The sequence below is a fragment of the Dyadobacter sp. CY347 genome (genome assembly GCF_021502655.1).
Lineage (GTDB): Bacteria > Bacteroidota > Bacteroidia > Cytophagales > Spirosomataceae > Dyadobacter.
The window spans coordinates 1-25,484 of sequence record NZ_JAKFFT010000009.1 but is presented as its reverse complement, the minus strand read 5'-3'; the positions used below and the strand labels follow the sequence as shown (position 1 = coordinate 25,484).

The 25,484-nt window shown below is 45.5% G+C and carries 22 protein-coding genes; 6 read left to right on the top strand and 16 right to left on the bottom strand.

What is annotated here, in order from left to right:
- Nucleotides 1-2: 2 nt before the first annotated feature.
- The 4 genes from L0659_RS20960 to L0659_RS20945 all read right to left on the bottom strand — a co-directional run bounded on the left by L0659_RS20960 (nucleotide 3) and on the right by L0659_RS20945 (nucleotide 3,382).
- The gene (locus L0659_RS20960; protein ID WP_235128538.1) at nucleotides 3-1,223 is read right to left on the bottom strand and encodes an esterase family protein; all 1,221 of its coding nucleotides are present in this window, start codon (nucleotides 1,221-1,223) and stop codon (nucleotides 3-5) included.
- Between the two features lie 86 nt (nucleotides 1,224-1,309).
- Nucleotides 1,310-1,795: a redoxin domain-containing protein gene (locus tag L0659_RS20955; RefSeq protein ID WP_235128537.1), complete on the bottom strand. Its 486-nt coding sequence runs from the start codon at nucleotides 1,793-1,795 to the stop codon at nucleotides 1,310-1,312.
- A gap of 52 nt (nucleotides 1,796-1,847) precedes the next feature.
- Complete coding sequence (locus tag L0659_RS20950; protein WP_235128536.1) at nucleotides 1,848-2,813, bottom strand: DinB family protein; 966 nt, start codon at nucleotides 2,811-2,813, stop codon at nucleotides 1,848-1,850.
- Nucleotides 2,814-2,848: 35 nt separating this feature from the next.
- Complete coding sequence (locus tag L0659_RS20945) at nucleotides 2,849-3,382, bottom strand: SRPBCC family protein (RefSeq protein ID WP_235128535.1); 534 nt, start codon at nucleotides 3,380-3,382, stop codon at nucleotides 2,849-2,851.
- Between the two features lie 218 nt (nucleotides 3,383-3,600).
- Between L0659_RS20945 and L0659_RS20940 the strand changes: the two genes are divergently transcribed.
- Together L0659_RS20940 and L0659_RS20935 are read left to right on the top strand one after the other, a co-directional pair.
- A complete protein-coding gene (locus tag L0659_RS20940; protein WP_235128534.1) occupies nucleotides 3,601-3,777 on the top strand; it encodes a hypothetical protein in 177 nt (58 codons plus the stop codon).
- A complete protein-coding gene (locus L0659_RS20935) occupies nucleotides 3,743-4,309 on the top strand; it encodes a hypothetical protein (RefSeq protein WP_235128533.1) in 567 nt (188 codons plus the stop codon). Before L0659_RS20940 ends, L0659_RS20935 begins: the two co-directional genes overlap by 35 nt.
- A 26-nt stretch (nucleotides 4,310-4,335) precedes the next feature.
- On the opposite strand, the gene L0659_RS20930 is transcribed toward L0659_RS20935, so the two are convergent.
- Nucleotides 4,336-4,566 (bottom strand): hypothetical protein, encoded by a 231-nt coding sequence (locus L0659_RS20930; protein ID WP_235128532.1) that lies wholly within the window; start codon nucleotides 4,564-4,566, stop codon nucleotides 4,336-4,338.
- Between the two features lie 113 nt (nucleotides 4,567-4,679).
- Between L0659_RS20930 and L0659_RS20925 the strand changes: the two genes are divergently transcribed.
- Nucleotides 4,680-5,663: a GlxA family transcriptional regulator gene (locus L0659_RS20925; RefSeq protein WP_235128531.1), complete on the top strand. Its 984-nt coding sequence runs from the start codon at nucleotides 4,680-4,682 to the stop codon at nucleotides 5,661-5,663.
- Between the two features lie 4 nt (nucleotides 5,664-5,667).
- On the opposite strand, the gene L0659_RS20920 is transcribed toward L0659_RS20925, so the two are convergent.
- The 6 genes from L0659_RS20920 to L0659_RS20895 form a co-directional block, all read right to left on the bottom strand.
- Complete coding sequence (locus L0659_RS20920; RefSeq protein ID WP_235128530.1) at nucleotides 5,668-8,106, bottom strand: glycogen debranching protein; 2,439 nt, start codon at nucleotides 8,104-8,106, stop codon at nucleotides 5,668-5,670.
- 106 nt (nucleotides 8,107-8,212) lie between these two features.
- Nucleotides 8,213-8,590 (bottom strand): VOC family protein, encoded by a 378-nt coding sequence (locus L0659_RS20915; RefSeq protein WP_235128529.1) that lies wholly within the window; start codon nucleotides 8,588-8,590, stop codon nucleotides 8,213-8,215.
- A gap of 22 nt (nucleotides 8,591-8,612) precedes the next feature.
- On the bottom strand, nucleotides 8,613-9,953 hold the full coding sequence (locus L0659_RS20910) for an MFS transporter (protein WP_235128528.1): 1,341 nt from the start codon (nucleotides 9,951-9,953) through the stop codon (nucleotides 8,613-8,615).
- A gap of 151 nt (nucleotides 9,954-10,104) precedes the next feature.
- Nucleotides 10,105-10,710 (bottom strand): hypothetical protein, encoded by a 606-nt coding sequence (locus L0659_RS20905; RefSeq protein WP_235128527.1) that lies wholly within the window; start codon nucleotides 10,708-10,710, stop codon nucleotides 10,105-10,107.
- A gap of 151 nt (nucleotides 10,711-10,861) precedes the next feature.
- On the bottom strand, nucleotides 10,862-11,380 hold the full coding sequence (locus L0659_RS20900) for a DinB family protein (protein WP_235128526.1): 519 nt from the start codon (nucleotides 11,378-11,380) through the stop codon (nucleotides 10,862-10,864).
- 500 nt (nucleotides 11,381-11,880) lie between these two features.
- On the bottom strand, nucleotides 11,881-13,593 hold the full coding sequence (locus L0659_RS20895) for a hypothetical protein (protein WP_235128525.1): 1,713 nt from the start codon (nucleotides 13,591-13,593) through the stop codon (nucleotides 11,881-11,883).
- A gap of 404 nt (nucleotides 13,594-13,997) precedes the next feature.
- Here L0659_RS20895 and L0659_RS20890 point away from each other — a divergent pair, with 404 nt between their 5' ends.
- Nucleotides 13,998-16,235 carry a bifunctional alpha,alpha-trehalose-phosphate synthase (UDP-forming)/trehalose-phosphatase gene (locus tag L0659_RS20890; protein WP_235128524.1) on the top strand — a complete coding sequence of 746 codons (2,238 nt, stop codon included), beginning with the start codon at nucleotides 13,998-14,000 and terminating at the stop codon, nucleotides 16,233-16,235.
- Nucleotides 16,236-16,287: 52 nt separating this feature from the next.
- Here L0659_RS20890 and L0659_RS20885 read toward each other — a convergent pair whose 3' ends face one another.
- The 5 genes from L0659_RS20885 to L0659_RS20865 all read right to left on the bottom strand — a co-directional run bounded on the left by L0659_RS20885 (nucleotide 16,288) and on the right by L0659_RS20865 (nucleotide 20,813).
- Complete coding sequence (locus L0659_RS20885) at nucleotides 16,288-16,539, bottom strand: hypothetical protein (RefSeq protein WP_082215046.1); 252 nt, start codon at nucleotides 16,537-16,539, stop codon at nucleotides 16,288-16,290.
- Between the two features lie 237 nt (nucleotides 16,540-16,776).
- Complete coding sequence (locus L0659_RS20880; protein ID WP_235128523.1) at nucleotides 16,777-17,847, bottom strand: dipeptidase; 1,071 nt, start codon at nucleotides 17,845-17,847, stop codon at nucleotides 16,777-16,779.
- Between the two features lie 22 nt (nucleotides 17,848-17,869).
- Complete coding sequence (locus L0659_RS20875) at nucleotides 17,870-18,979, bottom strand: D-TA family PLP-dependent enzyme (RefSeq protein WP_255727542.1); 1,110 nt, start codon at nucleotides 18,977-18,979, stop codon at nucleotides 17,870-17,872.
- Nucleotides 18,980-18,981: 2 nt separating this feature from the next.
- Nucleotides 18,982-19,458: a RidA family protein gene (locus tag L0659_RS20870; RefSeq protein WP_235128522.1), complete on the bottom strand. Its 477-nt coding sequence runs from the start codon at nucleotides 19,456-19,458 to the stop codon at nucleotides 18,982-18,984.
- Nucleotides 19,459-19,508: 50 nt separating this feature from the next.
- Nucleotides 19,509-20,813, bottom strand: coding sequence for a gluconate:H+ symporter (locus L0659_RS20865; protein ID WP_235128521.1), 1,305 nt, complete (start codon nucleotides 20,811-20,813; stop codon nucleotides 19,509-19,511).
- A 278-nt stretch (nucleotides 20,814-21,091) separates the two neighbouring features.
- On the opposite strand from L0659_RS20865, the gene gyrA reads away from it, so the two are divergent.
- Together gyrA and L0659_RS20855 are read left to right on the top strand one after the other, a co-directional pair.
- Nucleotides 21,092-23,728, top strand: coding sequence for a DNA gyrase subunit A (gene gyrA, locus L0659_RS20860; RefSeq protein ID WP_235128520.1), 2,637 nt, complete (start codon nucleotides 21,092-21,094; stop codon nucleotides 23,726-23,728).
- A 73-nt stretch (nucleotides 23,729-23,801) separates the two neighbouring features.
- A complete protein-coding gene (locus tag L0659_RS20855; RefSeq protein ID WP_235128519.1) occupies nucleotides 23,802-25,262 on the top strand; it encodes a tetratricopeptide repeat protein in 1,461 nt (486 codons plus the stop codon).
- Nucleotides 25,263-25,484: the final 222 nt, after the last annotated feature.

The window sequence follows — 25,484 nt, the reverse complement described above, 5'->3', positions numbered from 1 at the left end:
TTTTATTTCGTTTTGGACGGTGATTTCTGCCAGAGGTTGGGCAGTAACTTGTCATTCAGCAGCATTCGCCAAGTTGCCCAGTCGTGCGCGCCGTCGCCGCCAATGTAGTAATCATGTTGAATGCCGGCTTTTTCCAAAGCCTTATGCGTGGCTTCCGAGCGTTTTCCAACGAAATCCCGCTCACCGCTTCCCAGGCCAACCAGCAAGTAATCCACCTTGTCTTTTATTTTAGGGTCACCAAAAAACTCAGGGTTCAATTTCTCGGGATCAAGGTCGCCCGCACTCATGATTCCAAAAGAACTAAACAAGTCCAATGCTTTGAAACCCACTGCCTGCGTATGACGCCCGCCCATCGACAAGCCGGAGATCGCACGTGATTTCCGGTCAGGAATAGTGCTGTATGCTTTGTCGATATACGGAACGATATGCTTCCTCAATTCTTCTTCAAAGAGCACATAAGTTTTTTCGAGATGCTTTGGATCGCTTCGGTGAAGCACCTGATTGTTAGGCATGGCAATGATCATCGGCACAATTTTGCCTTCCGCCAGCAGGTTATCGGCGATGAAATTGGCACGTCCGTCAAACATCCAGCCGGATGCCAGCTCGCCGCTGCCGCCCATCAGGTAAAGCACCGGATACTTTTTCTTGGGATCATATCCAGGCGGCGTGTACACATACATTTCGCGCTCGCCATTCAGGACGCTGGAATGATAAATATGGCGCGTAATCTTGCCGTGCGGGACATTTTTGGCATCATAATATGCTGGGCCTTTGTCATGAACGATTACATTGCTGTAACCGGGCTGGTTGGAAGTTCCTGTGAATGTGCTATTTGGATCAGCGACTGGAACGCCGTCGATCAGCAGTCTGTAAACGTAGATATCGGGCTTAACAGGGCCTACTTTCAGTGTCCAGGTGCTATCGCTTCCCTTGACAAATGGGATAGGGCCTTTGGTTTTCAGCGCAAGCAGGATAGGGCCGCCGGTCAGTTCAACCTTCTGAGCGTCAGGTGCTTTTACACGAAATGTAATGGTGTGATCGTCTGCGACATCGGGCGAAATGACATTTCCGCCGTAGGGATTCAGTTGCTGGGTGTTCTTTTGCGGATTCCAGTCCAGGTTCACATTAGCCTGCTGTGCAAAAGTGCCCGGAGTTGCGAGCAGGAGCATTATAGCGGCCCGGTAACAAGCACCGGGCCAGTATTTTAGGTAATCGTTTTTCATGCTGAATGTATTTCGCCTGCAACATTATGCTGCTATCCTGAATAAAGACGGCGATTCCGCAAGATTACCCGGTCACTACAATGAAATCAGATTTTTTTTAATGCATTAAAGATGTTCTGATGCGGCTGCTCACCTTCAAATGTCTGCACAAGCTTACCTGCTTTATTATAGATAGCAATGTAAGGGAATGATTTGATCTGGTAATAGCGCTGAACTGTGTATGAATAACCTTCGGTGCCGACCTTAATGTTCGGGTAAGTGCTCAATTTATGCTGCGCCACAAAGGGTTTCAGCATTTCCATCGACTGGAAAGTCACCATTACAACCTGCTTGTTGGCGAATACGCTGTAATTTTTAAGCATGTCCTTTGTGAAATCCTGGCAATGTTCGCAATCGGGCGAAAAGTAGATCAGGACCACCGGGCCTGCGGCAAGCTGCGATGCAGTATACTGCTGCCCGTTGGTTAATTTTATCTGAAAAGGCGCTATTTTTTTGTCGGCCAGGACAGACTGTGAAAAGGCGAAATTGCTCGCAAAAACGAATAGAATGACGGGAATAATTTTCCGGAACATAAAACTGGGTTCTTTTGAATGAAGAATCCGCAAGTTATTAATGTTTGCTGTTTTATCCCGCAACCTTTTCGCTTAGTTTTTTGCGAATGTTTGTCAGCTGATAAATATGTCTTTTCGAGTGACAAACCACAAAGTTCAGCCATTCCCAGCGCGTCAATGTGCCAATTCCCGGAAATTCAAATGCATTGGCTGTAAGCCGGAGGTCCTGCTCTGCCGCCACTTTCCTGATTTCTTCCCGCTCTTTCGCAAATGCATCAATCAGTTCCGCTTTGTTATGCGGTCCGTCTGAGGGAACATTGAAGTCGGGTGCTTTCAGCTTGGTCGAAAAATCCAGAAAAATGTGTTCGATCTCCGGAATATTTGCGTCCACTGGCCTTTGGGTTTCGGCAATATTATTTGATAACACCTCCGGCAAGCCGCTTTCTGATTTCAGAATGTGCTCTACAACCTGCCCGGCCGTCCAGCTCCCTTCAAATGGCACTTCATTGATTTCATCTTCGTCGAATGATTCAATGGCTTTGCGGAAATTTTTGGTAGTGTTATCCAGTTGATCGAGCAAGGCCGTGGCGCTTGTTTCTGTTTCAGCCAACTCCTTGACAATAACCAGCGCATGTTCCCAGGCGTCCGACATCATTTCGAAATAATCGGCACCCATATCGCATTGAATGTCAAGCTGGGTAACGCCGTTTTCTTCTTTTAGCCGGTATATTTCCTGGAAACCATTCATGCTGTGTGCCTCCTCTGTGTCATAATTTTCGACGCCTTCATTGATGACGCCATTGTATTCTGTAACCAGCTCTTCCGCAGGCTTATTAACCTTGATTATCCCAACAATTCCATTTTTTGACTCGTCCATAAATATGGCTTTGCTACCCACCTGCCAATCCGTTTGCGCCTGCGTTCCTTCGCTGAATGCATTGAACCAGATCTTGTTTTTATCCCCGGAGATCAGGGTTTTCCAAACCTGCTCCTTAGGCGCATTCACTTCAATCGACTTCTTAATGAGTTTAGTTTCCATGGTTTCTACATTTTATTTTGTTGATTGATTTTAGATTATTTTTCAAGGATATTTTTCAAATTAGTCAAGCTCACTTCCAGGTCTTTACCAAGAATTCCATCAATAAAAAGATTGGTAATGTTCATCGGATATTTGCTTTTTCCCGTCATGCCCCAGCTTACCCTGGTCTGGTCGCCGGCAACAGGCATGGTAGTCATTTCTGCAAGTCCGATGCCTTCAAATGGCCGGACGAAGCGAACCTCAATATTCACTTTTTCACCTTCGGTAAGTTTCAGAATTTCCTGTTCGCCCTCGCCCACATTCTTGTCTTTGCTGTCCCACGCATACTTGAAACCAACCGTTCCATCGACCCCGGCGTAGGTTTTCAGCATGCCTGGATCGGCCATAACCCATTTGCTGTAATTGTCCTGGTTTTTCAGGAATTTGATATAATCAAAGACGCTGCCTTTGGGTCTGTTGATCGTGATTTCGCGCTTCACTTCATATTCTTTTTTGACAAACAACGCAACGATCAGCAGCAGGACAATAATGCCTGCGACTATGGCAAGAATGGTTAAGAGGATTTTCATCGAATTAGAGGTAAAGTCCAGGTTAGCAATAAGATGCTACAAACCTACAAGTCTTTTTCCTAATCGCTGGGGGGGGAACATGTCAAATTCAGGGGCTGAATGCGACAAGATTTGTAAGAATATCTATCTTTGCAAATAAGCTGATCTGTGTTGAACATAATGGAATACCAGATTAGGTTTTTTAGTTAAGTGTTTGATAGTGGCTAAACTTATAGACGATGATCAAGACAGCCAAGACGCCCGCACAACGTGCCGATGGGGTCAAACAGAGAACAGTATTTGACTTCATCAATGATTTGATGGAGGAGAAAGAAGTAATTGAAAAGTATTTTAACGGCGAAGTTTCGGAGAAAGAATTGCATGACCGAGGAATCAAATTCGTTAGGGCCCTATAACTATCAGGAGGTCGGGACTAGTGGTTCTTTCCAATACGTATTTGAGACCGATTTAGGGCTATCTTATAGTTGCTGGTTTGCAGATGGCTCTGAGCACTTCAAAGATTACAATCAGATCAAAGACAGCATAGTAACTTTTGGATTCCGTTGTAAGCCTTACACACCCAAGGGTTATTTTCATAAGTACGACCCCAAAATAAAACCTACTATCCTCTCCATTCTAAGGCAATCACTGGAAACTTATCCAGAAAGGGTTGTCCTTGTGATGTATCAAAATACAGACCATAGAAAAAGAAACAGGAAAATCACATTTGATGCCTGGTACAAAGATTTCTGCGAAGAACATTCCTTCGTTGGAAAATTTAGACTGACCATTCCTTCTCCGGATGGCAGTGACATCACTTGTATCACTATGTTTGTTCCGGAAACTTATTCAAAAACAGAACAGCTTAAAGACGCACTTATGGATTTCAAAGATGAGTTGATATCAAAAGGGCTTCCTCCAGCTACGACCACACTTGCATTTTCCTGATGAGGGGATCCCGTTGACCGAGCCTTTCATACCCGATACCCGTAACTATCCACGATCATCCTGAATACGCTGTCGCGTTCGTTTTCGCTGGTGTAGATCCATCTGTCGAGGGTGGTGGACATGTAGCTATCTTTTACTGTGATTTGCTTTTGGAATACGATGTGAAATTCGGCGCCGCTGCGGTCTAGCTTGATGGTGTCGACATTATCGAGGTTAATGGCCTTTTTTTGCTTGTCGTCGTAAATGATCGTTGGCATGAAGATGGGATTGAATGGTTAAGATAATACCATAAGTTGCTTTAATGCTTAGACTACTGACTTGTACCCGCAGACATATTGAATGCAACAATGTATTTAGCTATTTTTGAATTATGAAGCATATATCAGTTCTTGTTCCAAGAGGCGATGCGGCGCTGGGGACCATTGAGGGGCCTTTTAAGTTTTTCAATTTTGTGAATGACTTCCTGACCGCTATGGGCCGGGAGCCGGCTTTTAATGTGCAGCTGGTAGGAATGACGGCTGATCCTCAGAAGTATAGCGGTGTTTTTACGGTGGTTCCCAATGTCACGATTCATGATCTGAAAAAGACTGATCTCGTGATTATCCCGGCTGTTAATGGTGACCGCGAGAACGTAATTGAGCTTAATAAGGACTTTTTCCCCTGGATTATCGACCAACATGAGCATGGCGCGGAGGTGGCTAGCCTGTGCGTGGGCGCTTTCCTCCTTGCTGCGACGGGCATGCTGAATGGCAAAAGCTGCACAACGCATTGGATGTCAGCTACGGATTTCAAAAATATGTTTCCGGAGGTGAACCTGATGGACAACCGCATTATCACCGACGAAAACGGTGTGTACACCAGCGGCGGTGCAAATACATTCTGGAATTTGCTGGTTTATCTGGTCGAAAAATATGTCGACCGGCAGATGGCGATTTACACGACAAAGTTTTTTATGATCGAAATTGACCGCAACACGCAGTCACCATTCATTATGTTCACGGGCCAGAAAGAGCATGAAGATGAAGAGGTTAGGAAGGCACAGGAATTCATTGAGAAAAGTTTTCAGGATAAAATTACGGTGGACCAGCTTTCAGAAATGTTTGCGATAGGACGACGGAGTTTTGAGCGCAGATTTAAGAAAGCCACTTCCAATTCAATTGTGGAATACATTCAGCGCGTGAAGATCGAAGCGGCTAAGAAAAGCTTTGAGGTGAGCCGGAAAAATGTCACCGAACTCATGTATGAAGTGGGCTATACGGACACAAAAGCATTCCGCACCACATTCAAAAAAATAACCGGATTATCCCCGATCGAATACCGGAATAAATATAACAAGCACCATATCAGCGCCTGACAGGCTATCTCTGTTCGGCGCTGATCATGTTGGCCTTACCAGTGATTTCAATTATGTCAAAACCGCCGCTGGATTTTGCTGCGACCGCCTTCCCGTTGATTTGATAATTGCTAAATTTGACTCTCGGCAGCGCGATCTCTATCTTCCAGTTTTCCTTTGTCTGGGAAAGATTGAGACTAATGTTTTTTCCGTTTCTCTTAAATGTATAAGTAAGCGCATTGTCGCCAATGATGACGTTTTCCAAACTCGCATCATTCCAGGATGATGGCATTTGGGGTTGAATGCGGATTAGCTGTTTGGCTGCATTGGGCTGAATCCCAAAGAATTGCTGAACGATAGGGTAGGCGTAACTGTATACATTCCAGGCCTGCGCCATCATACCATAATCAGGAGAAACCTCATAAATAGAACCGGGGAGTGCGAAACTGAATGATTTGGTCATCCTTTTCAGGTAACCCAGTGCAGCGTCGGGGCGCCCGTAGTTGTTTTCTGAAATGGCCAAAACGCCCGTTGGAAGCGTCATTACTGCGCCCGTGTAGGTGAAAACCTTATTATTTCCTGCCACGGAACTTTCATCCTTCCCGGCCGATTCATCCCGGTCAATGCCGGTGACGAATGCGCCGAATGGGTTTACGAACTTTGAGGCCGTTTGTAAAGCGGCCAGGGCTTTTGACGAATCGGCAATGCCGGTTTCCATGGGCGTGTTTACAACCCAGTTATGATGCACCACAAATCCACGCTTACCTGCTGTTTTAGAGCTGATTATCTTTGCTTTCGCTGCCTTCAATTCTTTTACTGCCCAGGGTTTTTTTAATGTATCGGCCCGAACGATCGCATCGTTGATAAGACTGATTGCCTGCTTTGGTGTGCCAATGAAATCTGCGTAGGAGTTGCTTTCCGGGACCCAGAATTCCCGATTAATCCTGGTGCGGAGCTTATTAGCAATGCCTGTATAATGTTGAGCCAATTTTTTGTCCCCCATCTCAATAGCCAGCTCAGCGGCGTCGGCAAATGCTTTCTGCGTATAGGCCGCTACGTCGGTCATTTCGCTGTTCATTCCGTGAATTTCCATCATGCCAAATCCATCCGGAAGCAGATTCCCGTCTTTATCGTTCTCTTTAAGCAACCAATCCAGCCCTTTCTGAATGGTAGGAAAATATTTTTGAAGAAATTCCCTATCGCCGGTCCAGCGATAAACATGGGCTACGAGCGAAGCAAACTGGGGCGTTTCGTTGATGTTCCCAGGATTGAAAACCGCACCATTCGTGGAAGTTTCGTGCATGATGCGGCCATTTCCATTCACTTTTTCAGAAAGCTTATGCACCACATCAACAGAACTTTTTACCAGCTCCGGTTGACCGGTAGCAATGAGCCCTTTGAGCGCATACTCGCTGTCGGCGCCAAACCACCACGGATAATCGGGAGCACCGGCAGAAACGCCACGGCCGATTTCGGGGACGTCACGGATGAGCCAGTCTGTGTTGTATTTCGTCCAGCGAAATGCTTGTTCGAGATTTTTATCAGGAATGGTAAGTCTGGTTTTGTAGGCGATGGATGCATACCGGTCTTTCTTTGCAACCAATAATTTGGCAGCATTTGCCTGTGTTTCGGTAAATGTTTTTTGCGCCTCCGATTTTGATTTATAAGATCCCGAAATGGTTATGGGAAGGCTTACAGAACTATTTCCCTCAATTTCCAAATGATATTGCATGGATGCAGAAACGCCCCTTCCCTGCGGCTTATAGTCACAAGTAATCACCTTCTCCCGATGCGAATTGGGCGACAATGGAGCGCCGAACATGACATACCAATCATTCAAACTATCCTTCGCGATCCAGCTGTGCGATGCTTCGTCCCAAGTTGTAACATCGGGGCCGTCGATCATATTGGTTCTTTCTCCCAGCCAAACCGGGCGGAGATCCGTATAACCATTAAAATCAAAGTCAATTTCGAGCTTTTCTTTTCCTTCATTGATAAAAGTATACTCGACAACCACCGCCTCTTTCCCGTCCGGCACAAATTGGAAACGCTCCACTTTCAGGCCCGGGAGGCCGGTTGTGAAAATGTGTTTATTAGCGAAAGGAAAATTGACAAATGTATCAGCCTTGGTAAGACAAGCGGATTCACCACCAACCGAAACGGAAGCCGTAAAGCCATCCATCAGCTTGATCGGATGATCCCAGATCCCACCCATTTCGCCCGTAACGTGCCAGCCGAGGTCCGGAAAAGTGCCGTTTTGGTGCCCGACCATGTACACACGGTCGCCGGCGGTAATGTATGGTGTGTTGAGATAAATGCTTTTACCACGGATATTTTCAGTTTCACCGACCAGGCTTTGCAGGTTCTCTGGCCTGTTAGTGGTTTTTGAACATTGCAGAAAGCATATAGTAGAAATCCCGATCATGATCGGCAATGCGCGCAGTGTGTTAAGGAGTGTTTTCATGAAATAAAAAATTGTTATCCGGGAGGTTTCGGGTGGTTCGAAAACGTTCCAAGATAACAATTTAAGCCATGCATAGTCTGCATGTATCGTGACATTAATCCCTAAATTACTTTTGAATAACGGACAGGATATTGCCGGCAGGATCTGTGAACCAAGCTATCGAAGGGTTGGCGCGACTGATGTCGTTTTCATCGGTTTTCAATTCTGGAAAGTCATAGCTTTCAAACGGCACGCCGAGCGCTTTGAGGTCTTTCACAGCTTGATCAATGTCGTCAACCGGGAAGTTCAGAACGGTGAATGTGGCGGGTGTATGATTTGGTTTTTCATACAGGATCAGGTCATTGCTGCCTGCAATGTGCAGCTGCAAAATGCTCATTTCTTCCACTTCGGAAAGGTCAAGGCCAAGGGTATCTCCGTAAAATGCCTTTGCTTTTTGCAGATTATCAACTGAAAATCCACCGAATGCATTTGTTTCTCTAAACATGATTTCTAGGTTTTGTTGAAAATTAGATTTCTCCCTCCGCTTCGATCGCGTCGGCTACTGTAAAGGCGGGTTCCGGTTTTTTGTATATCTGAGAGAGCTTATGATAGGCTTTTGAACGCATGGCAATCAATGTTACGATGAGCCCGACCAATCCGGTCACGGTAAATAAGAGTGCTAGTCCGCGCGCAGTTCCCGATCCGAACCAAGATCCAATGAGGTCAACCCCGGCGCCTGTTGTCATAAACGGGATAAAGATAAACTTGGCAATAGGGCCGATCATGAATGCGGTTACAGGCGATGCGGCTTGCTCGATGCTTTGTGCAAAACCAAACACGCGGCCTTGTCTCTCATGCGGAATCACTTTTTGCAGGATCGTTTGCTCGGTTGCTTCTACGACGGGGATCAGGCACAGGTAAATGAACATTCCGACGGCCAGCAATATAATGGATGCTTGTATAGTGAAGAAAATACAGATCGTCCACATAATAATGTTGGCAAGGAACAATGTTCGCAATGGCTTTTTACCAAGACCTTTCTTTGCTACAACAATCCCGCCGACAATAAATCCAAGGCTTAACACGCCCCATAAAATCCCCCAGACCTGGACTGAAACCAGCGAAAGCCCATATGCATCCATGAGCGACATGAAAACACCGCCGAGAAAATTGTTGAATGTATTGAAAAAAATAAGTCCGAAAAGTCCGGGAACCAGTCCGACAACGGCAATGGTGCCCTTAATGTCAATGCTTTCCATATGCGTCCCTGTCTGCACAATTTCCTTTTCGGGAATGTGGATTGTAAACAAGTGCAGCAGCACGGCAACGGTTAATCCAACGGCCAATGCGAGCATCCAGGTCATGCCCAGAAAACCGATTACCAGACCGCTGAAAATAGATGCAACGAGGAATGAAACACCATTAACGGTCCCTACGAGCCCGTTGGCCTTGTCCCGTTTGTCTTCCTCAATGAGAATGGTAACAACAGTAGAAATCGCGATGGCACGGATATTCCCAACGAGCGCGCCTAACAGGCACAGCACGATCAAAACCCAAAGGCCAATGCTTTCAGGATTTTTAAAATCCGCCTCAGGCGTAAGGATGTAAGTGAGCAATGCCAGCACATACAGGATCAATGTAGCGATGCCGGAAATGGTCATTGAGGTTTTCTTCTTATAGCGATCGACTATGGAGCCTAGGAAAAAGCCTGATAGTGCGACAGTTGCAAAATATATCCCGGCCATCACCGATGTGGCAATGATGGATTTGGTTTCCAGATAAACCCAAAAAGTAACCGCGAACCAGACGAAAGTGTTCGTCAGGGTCGCGGCCAGGGAATTAATTAAAATAGAATAAAAGGTTTTCATGGCTAATAGTAAGCTGATGTGTCATGCATGAAATGAATCCAATTCCGACATTACAAAATTACTACATCAAGCCATCATGCAGAGAGGTCTTATAGGACAATTTCAGGGTGGAATTGTGCCATTCTCTGCATGCAGAATGTGGTAGCTTTCCTCAGGGAACGCTGCGGACGGGTGCCGTTTGCTGCACAGGCTGAGTGCGTTGTACAGGCTGCGATTGCTGGGCGGGTTGCGTCTGCGGAACATTCTGCCTTGTTGCCGGAACGGTCGTTGTTCTGTTGGTGGTGGTCGTGGTTGATGTAGCGGGCTGCGTTACACCTGGTGTCGTTTGTGTGGTTGTAGTGCCGTTCTGGGTCTGCACATTGGTTTGTGTCTGTACATTTGTTCCTGTCTGCGGTGTCGTTGTTGTCGTTTCCTCAACCTCCGTCACCTGCTCAACAGGCTGCGTCGTCGTAGGCATATATCGTTCGGGCATTGTAGTCGGGTCCTGTGAAGTGGTCACTTTGGGAACCTGCCCTTCCTGAACTACGGGAACCGGATCACTTACTGCGCCGGGATCGGCAGCTTGCGTTGTGCCTTGAATTTGTCCTGTGGGTTTTGGCTGATATTCGCTGTATGGCCTGGCAGGTTGCCCGGAACCGGAGCTTGGAATTTTACCGGTAGGAGCGGGCCTCGACCCAATTTTTTGTGCGCGTGATTGAACAAAAAATGCTTCTGTGAAAACAAAAGCAGAAATCAGTGTTACGGTCAGAATCTTCATATAGTGTTGGATAGATTGAATGATAAATGTAATCTTATTCACAATCTTACCAAAACCATTCCAAAGAAAACAGCACTGCGTCATCACAACGCAGGCTGTTCCGGTTCAATTCATGGCTGATAGCTGCTGACGTTTTCGATAAATGCGGATATTACCTTTCCCAGAAAGCAGGCGGCTCTACACCAAGCGCGCGCAAATACACATATCCTTGCCCGCGGTGGTGGATCTCATTATCGATCAGGTAAAGGATCGTGTTAAGAATGGTGTTCTCATACATTCCGAATGCAGCTTCTGTTTCTGCAAAGCGGTCCTGGCGGATCTGTGGCCAAAGCGTGTTAATGTAGTCGGTTACCAAATCCCAGAGGTTCAGCACTTCCTGTTTTGTCGGCGGTGCAGGCGTTGTAAAATCCAGCACCGGATCGCCGAAAGTCCAGTCACCAAAGGCAACTCCACGGATCCCGGGCGCTGCCAGGACGATCATTTCCATCGTAAGCTGTGAAAATGTACGCATGCCTCCGATCGAGAAATTGTAAAAAGCATCCTCCGGAAAGGCTTCGATCACCTTGCGCGTCAGGCTGCGATGTCCCTGCCAGTGAGCGAGCAATGCTTCGGTTGTTAGTAATGTTGGTGAGACAGCTGTTTCATTCGTGAAGGTTTTGTTGGTTTCCATTGTCAAAGGTTTTTAGTGATTTTTTGTTTGAACATGACAAAGGAAACAGGGGCTTATGACAGCCGTATGTCAGCAGGTTTTTGCGACAAAGAAATTTTTTTTTGATTTAAAACTTTGGAAGGAAATAAAAAACGGCACCAGCAAGAGTAACGCGGTTCTATTGCTGGTGCCGACAATAACATATGATGAGGAGGGATTATCGTGCACTAAGTTGTTGCGACATTTCCTGATGCATCCGAGCTTTCTTATGTGCGCTCCCCACTTGTCCGCTGTGCCACCGGCAAACTGAAAGTATCAATAAGAGAATAAGCAGGAAGGATTGCAGAAAGAAATACTTGTACTTAACCAGTCGCATGGATTTCACTGAGAAGATGTCTAACAGTTCAAATGTAGAAATAAGCCCTCCGAGACACGAAAATGGGGCATTCCAAAAACATTCCAATTTGAAATGTGCTGATAGCTTGCACGTTATCCCGCTGATCCAGTTTTACTTTACTCTCTCAGATTGTAGCCACCACATCCTTCAGATCCGATTCTTCCGGAACATTCAGCTTTTTACGTATCCTATGCCGGATCACGCGCACACTCTGCACAGAAATTCCGAGCGTGCTGGCCATTTCTTTATAAGTAAGATTGAGTTTGGCCAGGGCCATAAAACGGGTTTCGGCAGGCGTCAGCCCGGGAAGCTTTTCCCTTAACCGCGACAGGTAACCCACGTGTATTTTTTCAAAAAGACTCCTGAAATATTCCCACTGTTCGTCGGTCAGGATGGTAATGTTCTGCAATTCCTGGACAGTTCCTTCACTTTCATTCATTCCGTACCGTGCGCTGAGCTCTTCCACGAGTTGGGTTTTTTCTGAAATGCTCCGCGTGAACTCTTCCAGCTGAATCGCGGCAAAGGTCAGTTCCTGTTCCGCTTTGGCGAGCTGGTCATTTATGGCGCGTTGTTTTTCCCGGTTTTTGTAATAATGGGTTTTATAAAAATACAAAGCGACAACGAGTAGCAGCACCACAAGAATGAGCAGAATATTCCGCTCTAGTGTTTTGATCTGTTTTTCGGTTGCAATCCGCTCCATATCGGACCTGTGCGCTTGCAACTGCGCCTTTTCGCTGGCGCGAAGCATTTGAATAGAATTGAAATCCTGTTCGAAGATATTTCTGATGCGCGTAGCGGAGTCGAGATAAACATTGGTTAAACCAAGATTGCCTTTGGCCGCGTAAACCTTGCCGTAAACCTGGTAAAGTTGCTCGAGCGGCTTGTCACTGCCTGAGCGGGCCACACATTCGCGTGCACGGCGCATGGTCTTTTCTGCTTCACCAATCTCATTCTGGCGAAAGAAAATGTCAGAAAGTATCGTGAGTGACCTTGCGGCCTGGCCTAAGTCTGAAATGATGATCGCCTGATTAATATTGGCTTCCAAAAGCGGAATGGCTTCGTCGTACTTTCCGCGCAGGTAGGCCGTTTGCCCCAGGTCACCCTGTGCAATGCCTTTCCAGACATTGTAATCGTCGATTCCCACATTTTGCAGGATCCTTTTAAAATAGTAGTCGGCCGATTCCAGAAACCCTGTTTTTATATAACTCAGGCCAATGGTGTTCAATGCGGTGTTATGCACGCCCCGGTGTTCCCGGATCACGTCCACGGTCAATGCTTCCCGCGAGAAATTGATCGCATTCTTGTAATCGGCGAAAAAATAATAGGCTTCACCGATCTGGGTCAGGAAGAATGCTTTTTCAGGAAAATCCTTTTCAGAGATCTTTGCCAGCAGCGGATGTATAGTCAGATATTCCTCAAATGCGCGCTCATAGTTTTTTGTATCATACCAATACAAATGCGCCAGAAACCTCCTCGCTCGGATATGGATCTGCATATTTCCGACCTCATGTGACTTGGCTATCAATGCTTTCAGATCCAGTATATGCCGCTTGTGTGCTTTTTTATCCACTTCCCGATTGAGCATGATTCGCATAATCTCGGCTTCCAGAACCAAATCCTGGTCATTGTTCTTTATCGCCACCTTTTTCAGCGTTTCCAGCGACTTATAGCCTTCCGCTTTATTGGCGTTCCCGATCGAAAGATCAATAAATCGCCGGAGGGCCGTATAGCGCTCAGCGTGGGACTTGTTTACAATGTGATTGAACTGTGCATCAGCAGAAAACGCTGAAAGTAAAAGGCATAGGAGAATGAAACATTTACTAAAAATGCGTTTCATTTAAGTTTCAAGAGGGTTAGGTTTGGTTGTTGAGCTTTACCGGCACATGGCAATCTCGGCCAATGTGTTAAAAAATGGCGGTCATTGCTGACCGCCCGCAACCCACAACAAAAGAGTGGCACAGTATTAATCTGCGGTTACACAATTGTAGTCCTTGACTAATCTAAGGTTTGTTTGAAAACCTGTATTTGTGTTCAGCCATCACTTTAATTTATGGAAAACAGCAAAATTAATTGCTTGCAACTCAACCGTAAACAGCTGGTGCCACGATAAATCGGTTCCGATAAAATGATGAAAGAGGTTGCAGCCACTAAGCTAATACAAATCCTGGCCACATCAAATTTTTCATTTTTAATGCTCCAAAATGCGACGTGGCATAGGTTTTTTAATTTTATTGAGGTTCTATGGAAAATTTAAAACAACAGAAAAGCGCGGGAAGATTAATCATTGTAGCCTATCGATTGCCATTCAAAATCATTAGGGAAAATGATCAGGTGCAATTATTCCAAAATTCGGGAGGCCTTGTTTCGGCTGTATTGTCACTGGTCAAAGATAAGAATGGTCAGGTCTTCAATGCTGGTGAAAAGATCCAATGGATCGGGTTTTCTGAAAACACAAGAGAGGAATTGGAAGGCCAATCGCTTGCTAATGACGACTTTCAGGCGCACCCGGTTTTTATCCCCGAGGACGTTAATGAAAATTACTACGAGGGTTTTTGCAATAATCTGATCTGGCCGTTATGCCATTATTTTCCTTCCCTTGCACGATTTGACGACGAATATTTTGAAGCCTATCAAATCGCTAACAAGCTGTTTTTTGATAAGATCAACGAAATTATACAGCCGGATGATGTGGTTTGGGTGCAGGACTATCAGTTGATGCTGCTTCCGGAAATGATTCGCAACAAATTCCCGGACAATAAAATAGGTTTCTTCTTCCACATCCCGTTCCCATCATTTGAACTGTTCCGATTATTGCCCGTAACATGGCGGAAAGCCATTGTGGACGGCATTTTAGGTGCGGACGTGGTTGGTTTTCATACCAATGATTATGTTGAATACTTTTTGAAAGCAGCACGGCTTGTGTCGGGTTATGGCAATAAGCTGCATTACATTAACATGAGCAACCGGATCGTGAAAGTAGATTCCTTCCCGATCAGTGTTGATTTTGATAAATTCAATGATGCCTATGACGATCCGATGGTCGCCGAGGCGCGCAATGATGTCAGGCAGTCGCTGAACCAGAAGATCATCTTTTCCGTGGACAGGCTGGATTATTCCAAAGGGATTATTCACCGCCTTCGCGGATTTCAGCGGTTTCTAGAACGATATCCGCAATGGCACGAAAAGGTTTCGTTCGTTATGGTTGTTGTCCCTTCCCGAGACACTATTGAACAATATCAGCAGATGAAATCGGAAATTGATCAGACCGTCGGGCGGATCAATGCGGATTATGGGAATATTTACTGGCAGCCGATCATATATCAGTATCGCTCAATGCCCTATCATGAATTGGTGGGCATGTACACGGTAAGCGACGTGGCTTTAATTACGCCGGTCCGGGATGGTATGAACCTTGTTTGTAAGGAATATGTGGCGAGCCGTAAAGACCGTAAAGGAGTGCTGATACTCAGCGAAATGGCCGGTGCGGCTGCCGAACTAGGAGAAGCGCTGATCATTAACCCGCTTGACGTTCAAGACATTGCAGACGCTATCAAGATTGCTTTCGAAATGCCGGAAGACGAGCAGATAAAGCGCATGGATGCCATGCGGGAACGCATTAAGGAATATGACGTATTCGCCTGGACGGAAGATTTTTTTACACAAATGACTATGCTAGAACAAGAACACGAACGCCTGAGACAGGTTTTTCTCACTAATAAAGGCATTGATGCCATTCGTCACGCATATGCATCTGCGACCAACCGCATTTTGTTCTTCGATTATGACGGAACACTTGCGCCGATTGTCCCGGATCCCGCCAAAGCGATCGTTTCCGAGGACGTTAAAAAACTAATCCTTGAAATTGCAAAACGGGACACGGTAATCATCATCAGCGGACGCGATCGCCATTTTCTTGATAATTTGTTCAAAGACCTTCCTGTTCATATCATTGCCGAACATGGGGCGCTAATACGCACCAAGGGAAGCGATCATTGGGAACTGAATGAGAGTTATGAAGAGAACTGGAAAGAGAGCATTCGGCCGATCATGGATATTTATGCCAAACGATGCCCGGGGGCTTTTGTAGAGGAGAAAGAAACTTCGCTGGCATGGCATTACCGGACAGCCGATGATAAAGAATATGCACAGAGACGTGCGCAGGAATTGCTCTGGCAACTGAAAAATTACATTCAACCTGAGCTGAATTTGCAGGTTATCGATGGTAATAAAGTTGTCGAAGTTAAAAAGACCGCGTTCAACAAAGGAACGGCGGCCCGAACATTTGTTGAGAATGGACATTATGATTTTGTACTGGCCATCGGCGACGACACCACCGACGAAGATATGTTCGAAGCACTGCCCGAAACCGCTTACACCATCAAGATCGGCGACGATTTATCTGCCGCCAGAAACCATATTAAAAGCCAGGAAGAAGTTTTTCATTTCCTTAACTTTATGGTTTCATCCATCGGGGAGTAATAGATTATGCAAGACGAGCTGCGGCCTTCGGCTTGGAGATTTTTTTCAGTTCCTAGCTGAGTGACAATCCTTTCGGTTCGCTCAGGTTTTCAAGCTTTACGAAATGGCAAACGTACCCTGCTGAACGTAGCACGGCCTGGATCTTGGAAAAATCAGATAACTCTGAGGTTAAGGTTAGTAACAAATCCTGGAAATCGTATGCCCAATGTTTCACATTGAGTTGTTTAAGACAATCGTGCAATCGCTGGAAGGATTTGTTGTTTTTAATCTTGGTTCGAAATGAGATTTTATATGTATTACGCATGTCAGTCAATATTTATGAAGGGATAGTCCTGAATGAAGCCTTGTCAACCGCCGGAATTTTCACCTGGTAATTTTATCAAAGATGCGGCTTATTTATAATAATTACAAATAAGTAAATGTTAAATTGTCTTAAAACGCATAACAAAAAAAGCTTCGCAACTCTTGTGCAAGTTGCGAAGCTTTCATCAAAATAATATTATTGGAATATTAAGATTTTATTAGATTTTTCCTAAGAACATTATTTCCAGCTGCGATCAAGAAAGTCTACCCAATTTCGCCACATAATCTGTTCGATATCCGCCTCCGAATAACCTCTTGCGGATAAAATGCCAGTCAGTGATTGCAGGTCCGCGATGGAATCGAGATCCATGGGCGACTGCTCTTTTCCATATGCACCGTCCAGATCTGAGCCGATCCCGACATGCATCGCATTGCCTGCCAGCTGACAAATGTGATCAATATGTTCTGCCACATGTTCGATCTTTAAGCCCATATTTTCAGGCGTCGATTTCCCGCGAACCCAGCCTGGAATCATCATCCAAGCATCGAAAGCCATGCCGATAACTGCTTTTCTTTCAAGCAATTCCTTGATCATTTCATCCGAAAACTGTCGGTTATGCGGTGTTATTTTCCGGACAAGATTATGACTTGCCCAAACGGGTCCTTTAAAAATGTCCAGTGCCTCCCAAAATGCCGTGTCGCACAAATGCGTTGCGTCCAGGATCATGTTCAGCTTTTCCATTTCACGCAGCAGATCCTTACCTTTTTGAGACAACGGCTGGTCGGAATCTGTGCCATAAGCATAAACACCCGGGCCATAATGTGCCGGCCCGACCGCGCGCAAGCCATATTTATAGGCTATTTCTAGGTTTTTGAGCGTTATGAAAGAATCGGCCCCTTCAAGGCTTAGGATGTAACCAATTGGCAGATTATCAGTCGATTCTGCATTTTGCCAAAGGTCTAAATGTTTGTGCAAACCAGGGAGATCCACGATCTGGACCATTTCACCAGCTTCTTCCATGGCTTTGTACCAGGCAATCTGCGCTTGCGTTTGAGCCCATGCTTGTGCCTGTGAATGCCAGCCTGGAATTTTGCTGTCGGGCTTTACAAAACGGGCGATCTGTGTTGCTACGCACATACCCATGTTGCCTTTCCGCATTTCCGGAAAACTCACGACGCCTTTGCCCCGGTCCGGTTTGTCGGTCAGGTTTGCTTCGCGTTGTCGGATCGCATTCAGGTCCTGGGTAAGATCACGGTTCCATTCCACGGCATTCATGGAAAGGTCGAGATGGGCATCGAAAAGAAACATCTTGTGCTGGTTAGGAATTGAATTAAATGGTAAGGCGACGGTTGCGGGCTATGATTTTCCACTCGTCGGTCACTGCTCCGTCTTCAATGATGGATGCAAAGTCATGCAATGCAACCGTCGGGCAGACGTGATAGGGCAGGGCATAAAGCACATCGCCGATCTGTGTAGCATCCCAAACGTCCTGCGTAACCTGTAAAACGCCATGTTCTTCGCTCTGTCCGATCAATGTATAGCTGGGCAGATTGAGCAATTTGAAACGGTTTTCAATCGGGCTTTCCGGTGCAATGGCCTTATGACCAAGATCGATCGTGACAATGCCTGCAGTAGGTTTAGAAACTACGCGTGTTAAAACCAATGCTGCATGCTGGAAAGGCTGGCCGTCGAACCGGTCGCCATAACCCCAGTCCCAAAGCACATTTGTACCCGGGCTCAAAAACACATCCGGCCGCATGGCGTGAACTGTAAATGAAGGAGAGCCGCCGGCAATGATCATGGGAGCAGCTCCTGTATGCGTTTTGATCAGGTCAAATAATGGAAGGACTTTTTCAAATGCTTCATCCACAGCCAGTTTCCGCTCTGTAAATTCAGGATCACGTAAATGACCGTCGTAAACATGAACGCCGCCAAATGATACATTAGAAAGTGCCGAAATGTAACGATATAATGAGAGCAATGTAACGTCCGTAGCATGCCCCGAACGGTTCATGCCATTATTGACATCAATAAATACATTGAAAACAACATCATTAGCAACGCCCAGCTCATTCAGGTCATCTGCTGATTTTTCATTATCAACAAGCGAAGAGAAGGTTACGTCAGCAAATTTTTCTCTTAGAGCCAAAAGGCGCATTATGTTAGGGCCAACCATCTGGTAGGCCAGCAATATCCATTTCGCGCCTGCATCGGCCAGCATTTCGGCTTCTGCAATTGTAGCACATTTGAATTTATTAATGCCCTGCAAAAGCTGCATTTTGACAATCTCACCAGACTTATGCGTCTTTACATGCGGAATAAGCCTGTCGGCATCACCGGCAATGCTGACCATTCCACGAATATTATTTTCAATGCGCTCCCGGTAAAATAGGAGTGAAGGAGAAATGACGTTTTCCGGATTGTTAAGTTGGAACCACATAATTATTTCTCTTCAAGCTCAAACATCACCTCAATCTCCACCGGAATGTTATCAGGAAGGCTGCCCATTCCTACGGCACTTCTTACACCGATCCCGTTTTCTTCCCCCCAGACTTTTGCGAAAAGCTCGCTGCATCCGTTGATAATGAAGGGGTGTTTTTCAAAATCAGGCGTGCAGTTAACCATGCCTAACACTTTGATAACTCTTTTGATCCTGTTAAGGCTTCCCAGATTTGCTTTCAATGTCGAAAGGATCGTTAATCCAACTTGACGTGCTGCCAGTTTACCAGCATCTGCATCCATATCCTTCCCAATCCTTCCCTTTATCAATGTGCCATCATCCTGCACAGTTCCATGTCCTGAAACATAAACCCAGCGTTTGTCGACGATCAAAAGCGGCTTATAAACGCCAAGCGGTTTGGGCGCAGGGGGAAGGTTAAGGCCAAGGGCAGCGAAGTTTGATTCGGGAGTGTTGTCCATTATTTAATGAGTAAATGACCGGGTCGCCGGTGCGATGAATGAGTGAATTCCTAAACAAACAAATTTAGCACTAAAACCCCCAGCAATCCCATTACAGACACAATTGTTTCCATAACCGACCAGGTGAGCAGCGTGTCTTTGATGCTTAGATTGAAGTATTCCTTGAAGAGCCAGAAGCCGCCGTCATTTAAATGTGAGAACATTAAACTGCCTGAACCAATGGATAATACTAGCAGTTCGGGCGATACGTCGGAGGTTACTAAAAGCGGTGAAAGTATGCCTACGGTCGTTAGTCCGGCGACGGTTGCGGATCCTACACAAACGCGGATAATTGCAGCAATTCCCCAGCTTAATAGCAATGGTGAGATGTTGACACCTTTCAAACTTTCCGCAATGTATGTGCTTACGCCGCTGGCTGTCATGATCTCCTTGAAAACACCGGCACCGGCAATAATCAGCAAAATGACCGAAACGCCTTTAAAAGCTTCTTCCATGGATTTGCTCACGTTTTTCATATTCATTCCGCGGCGGATCCCCAAAACATAGGCTGCAAATAATACCGAGATCAGCATCCCGAAATAAGGCTCAGCAAGAAGTCCGATGATCTTGTTATCAGGATAAATTCGTTTGATTCCTGACATACTCGTCAGCAAAAACACAGGTAACAAAGCAGTTATCACGCTGATCCCCAATCCCGGTAATTCGGCCGTTGGCCTTGGTTTTACATTAAAAAGATCTTCATCCGGCTTTGGCTGAAAACGTTTCAGCGTGCTGCCGAAAAGTGGACCGGCCACTGCGATTGCGGGAATGGAAACGATGATTCCGTATAATAGTGTCTGTCCAAGATCCGCATTCAATTGGCTGGCAATGGCGGCAGGCGAGGGGTGGGGCGGTAGATAGCCATGCGCAACGGACAACGCCGAGAGCATAGGAACACCTACATATAATAAAGGCAGTCGCGCCGTGGCGCTGATCATGAAAATCAGTGGAATGACGATCACAAAACCGGCATTGTAAAACAAGGGTATACCAATCACGAAACCGGCCAGCGCCATTCCCCATTGAATGTATTTTTTCCCGAAAAGTCCTATTAACGCATCTGTGATCCGCTGCGCAGCTCCGCTGTCTGCCACCATTTTCCCGAGCATCGCTCCGAATCCAACTATCAAGACAAGATCACCCAAGGTTCCGCCAACGCCTTTCTGAATGGCCTTACTCACTGTTTCCACATCAAGGCCACTTGCCAGACCGAGTCCGATGGATACGAGCAAAAATGAGATGAAAGTATCAATTTTGAGCCAGGCAATGAGGGCAATCAGGGTAAGTATGGCAATAAAAGTCAGTAATAAGGGCATAATGGAAGTCGGGAAAAGTAAGCATTTAGGTAATAAGCGGGAAGAAAGTAAAATTTAATGTTAGAAGCCAATTTAGTTTTAAAAGGACATTCTTTCCCTAAATTCCGAAGGATCACCGATATACGAAAGGAATGCTGAAATAGCACAAAAGATAGTTTGTTAGAATGCTTTAAAATAGCGAAATTTGACTTTTTAGAACTTACATTATAGTATTAATTCATTGGGTAGTTGCACTTTTCAATTGCTCGTTTAAATTTTTGATTCTTTTCTAATTCTTTATGGCAGAATCTTCTGGTGAAAACATTATCCCCATTAATATTGAGGATGAAATGCGTGGAGCATACATCGATTACTCGATGTCAGTTATTATTTCCCGCGCTTTGCCCGACGTTCGCGATGGTTTGAAACCGGTTCACAGGCGTGTGTTGTACGGGATGTCGGATTTGGGTGTAAATTACAATCGCTCGCATAAAAAGTCGGCTCGTATAGTAGGGGAGGTTTTGGGTAAGTATCACCCGCATGGTGATTCGTCTGTGTATAATACAATGGTGCGGATGGCCCAGCCGTGGTCTTTGCGTTATCCGCTGGTTGACGGTCAGGGTAACTTTGGTTCGGTGGATGGAGATAATCCGGCGGCCATGCGTTACACGGAGGCAAGATTGAAGCGACTTGCTGACGAGCTTTTGAATGACCTGGGAAAAGACACGGTTGATTTTCAGCCTAACTTCGATGATTCACTTTCCGAGCCGTCTGTTCTTCCCGCCAAATTCCCGAATTTATTGGTAAATGGTTCCTCCGGTATTGCCGTGGGTATGGCTACCAATATGGCGCCTCACAATTTGTCGGAGGTGATCGACGGGGTTCTGGCTTACATTGATAATAACGAGATTACCATTCCCGAATTGATGGAGTACGTGAAGGCGCCGGATTTTCCAACGGGAGGGATTATATATGGTTACCAGGGTGTAAGATCTGCTTTTGAAACGGGTCGCGGAAGCATTATCATGCGTTCCAAGGCGTCATTTGAGGTTTCTAAAACAGGTAGGGAGCAGATCATCATTACGGAGATTCCGTACATGACCAATAAAGCTGCGATGATCGAACGCATCGCCGGCCTTATTAATGATAAGAAACTCGACGGCATTTCAGACATCCGCGATGAATCTGACCGTGACGGGATGCGTATCGTTTTTGATCTTAAAAAAGACGCTATTCCCAATATTGTATTAAACCATTTGTTCAAATATACGCCGTTGCAATCGAGCTTCGGGGTGAACAATGTGGCCCTTGTAAAAGGTCGTCCGGTTACACTGAACCTGAAAGACCTGATCAAGCATTATGTTGAGCACCGGATTGTTGTTATCACGCGTCGCACCGAGTATGAACTGAGGGAAGCTGAAAAGAGAGCCCACATTTTGCAAGGTTTGCTGATCGCGCTTGATAACCTGGATGCCGTTATCACATTGATCCGTAATGCACGTGATCCGGAGATAGCAAAAACGGGTTTGATGGAGTCTTTTGAGCTGAGTGAAATTCAGGCCAAAGCGATTCTTGAACTTCGTCTGCAACGGTTAACAGGTCTCGAAAGAGACAAAATCGTGAAGGAATACGAAGAGATCATGGTTTTGATCACTGACTTGAAAGACATTCTTGCTAACGAATTCCGTAAGTTCGATATCATCAGGACGGAACTGGGAGAGATCAAAGACCGCTACGGTGACGAACGCCGCACCAAGATCGAGTTCTCCGCAGAAGAATTCAGTGATGAAGATATGATCCCGGATGACGAAATGCTGATTACCATTTCGAGTGAAGGTTATATCAAAAGGACGCCGTTGGCAGAATATCGTACGCAGACGAGGGGAGGGGTTGGGTCCCGTGGTGTGAAAACCAAGGACACTGATTTCACTGAGCACTTGTTCTCTGCGACGATGCTCAATTACCTTTTGATCTTCACAGAATACGGTAAATTATTCTGGATGAAGGTTTACGAAGTTCCCGAAGGAAGCAAGCAATCCAAAGGCCGTCCGATCCAGAATCTGATCAGCCTGGAAAACGGAGATTCCATTCGTTCAGTGATCAACGTTCGCACATTATCGGATGCGGATTATATCAACAATAATTACCTCATTATGTGTACCCAGCAGGGCACAATCAAGAAAACTTTGCTGGAAGCTTACTCTCGTCCGAGGACAAACGGAATTATTGCTATCTCCATCAATGAAGGCGACAGACTGTTGAATGTTGCGCTGACCAATGGCGATAATGACATTGTGATCGCTTCAAGTGCGGGACGTGCCGTTCGTTTCAATGAAAAAGGAGTTCGTCCGATGGGAAGAACTGCCGCAGGTGTGCGTGGTATTAACCTGAATGATGCCGACAATAAGGTAATCGGAATGGTTTGTATCAACCGCGAAGATGCGCAGCTGCTTGTTGTCTCGGAAAATGGTTTCGGAAAGCGTTCAGACATTGATAGTTACCGCATCACCAAGCGTGGTGGAAAAGGAGTTTCGACCATGAATGCGACGGATAAGGTCGGTAAATTGGTTGCCATACGCGAGGTTACAGAGCAAGATGACCTGATGATCATTACCAGAAATGGAATTGCCATCCGGATGAGCGTGCTGGACATTCGTCTGGCTGGCCGTAACACGCAGGGTGTTAAACTGATCCGCCTGAACAATTCTGATGAGATTACTTCGGTGACTAGAATATTGAAAGATCCTGATGAAAAAGCCGAAGAACTGGATGAGAACGGAAACGTAATCCCATCTGCGGTGATAGAAGGAACTTCGGATATGATCATCGTTTCGGCGGATGAGCAGGCAGAAGAATTGGATGATGAAGAAGATGTGATTGAAGATGAAGACGACGAAGAAGATGAAAATGATCCTTCTGACGAGCCAGAGGCATGATTTTTGTAAAAATTATTTTAATTGATTTATATTTAGAATTCGAACAATCAATCACAACCAAAGTTTAATATTTATGAAAAAATTGTTTTTTGTTTCTGCACTTAGCCTTTTCAGTATGTCAGCGTTCGCGCAGGACGATGCTGTTAACAAGGCTGTGGTGGATCAGTTTCGTAAGGATAAAGAGAAAAGCGATAAAGACGTAAGTGATGCAAAGGCTAGTGCAAAAGCTTCTTTCTGGATGGAAAGGGCAAAATTGTATGAAAACATCGCATTGCAAGGTTCAGAAGTAGATTCAAGCGCAGCCAAAACGTCATTGGAAGCTTACAAAAAGGTTGTGGAGCTGGACAAAACGAAAAAAGGCGAGCCTGGCAAATCTGCCAAAGAAGCTGAGAATGTTCTTGCAGGCGGGGAGGGGTCGCAACTTTTCAATGCTTTTGTAAAGCAGGGTGCTGAGAAATATCAGGCAAAAAACCTAGCTGGTGCTCTTGAAATGTTTACAGCTGCTCAGGAGATCAATAAAAAGGACACGCTTGCTTCGCTATACGGCGGAATCGCAGCGCAACAGCTTGAAAAGAAAGATGTTGCAAAAGAGCAGTTTGAAAAATATGCTGCCAATGGAGGTAAAGATCCAAGTGTATTCTACGGTTTGGCCCAGTTGTACCGTGAGGAGAAAAACTTTGACAAAGCTATCGAAGCGTTGAACAAAGGGTTGGCTCAGTCACCGAACAACAAAGACCTGAAAGCAGAAGTTGTTAACATTCTTTTGGCATCAGGTAATGAGTCGAAAGCAATCAGTGAATTGGAAGCATTGGCACAAGCTGATCCTAAGAATATTCAGAATGTTGTTAACCTTGCAATTCTTTACGATAACATGCAACGTACAGCTGCGGACAGCGTGAAGCAAATGAGTGCGAAGATGGGCTCGGGAAGCAAATCTGCTGCAAGCCTTACAAAAAACCTGGAAGCTGAAAAGGGAAAAATCGAGGTTTTTGACGGAGAGGTAAAACGTATTGGTGCGTTGATCAAGAAGCAACCAAAAAATGCGGATCTGAAACGCCAGCTTGCCGAAGTAAATGCTAAGAAAAAAGAAACGATAGCAACTATCGCAACAATGGAAGGCGAAGTTAAAACAGCAACCGAAGCTGCCCAAAGCAGTGCTTCATCAGGTTCTGAAAAACAATTGGCTGACCTGAAAGCGAAACAAAAAGATGCGAGCGACAAGGCCATTGCTAATTACAAAAAAGCATTGGAGATCGACGGAGCAAATTACGACGCGCTGTATAACCTGGGTGTTTTCTATTTCAACGAAGCTGTACAATTGAAAGGCGAAGTTGACAACATGAACATGACAGAATATCAGCAACGTGGTAAAGAGATCGAAGGTCGTGTTTGCGGTAAATTCAAAAAGGCAAAGCCATATTTTGAAAAAGCCATCCAAGCAAAAGACGAAGCTGAGGCGAAAGATAACTTGACTACTGTAAACGGAGTACTCGAACAGTTCGCTTCAAAACAAGTGGCTTGCGTTGAAGAGTAAGAGATAGAACGATAGAGTAAATAAAACAGGCGCTGAATAGGCGCTTGTTTTATTTATGAAAGCCTATTTAACATAATATAAATTATACAACAAATTGTATTACACTGAAATAGCCTTACAATAACCCTGTAAGCTTATGAAAGTGAATGGATTAATTGTTATCAAGAAAAATTACAAAAACAGTAAATTCCGATCTCAGGTTGTTGAGCTTTGCCGCTCGGG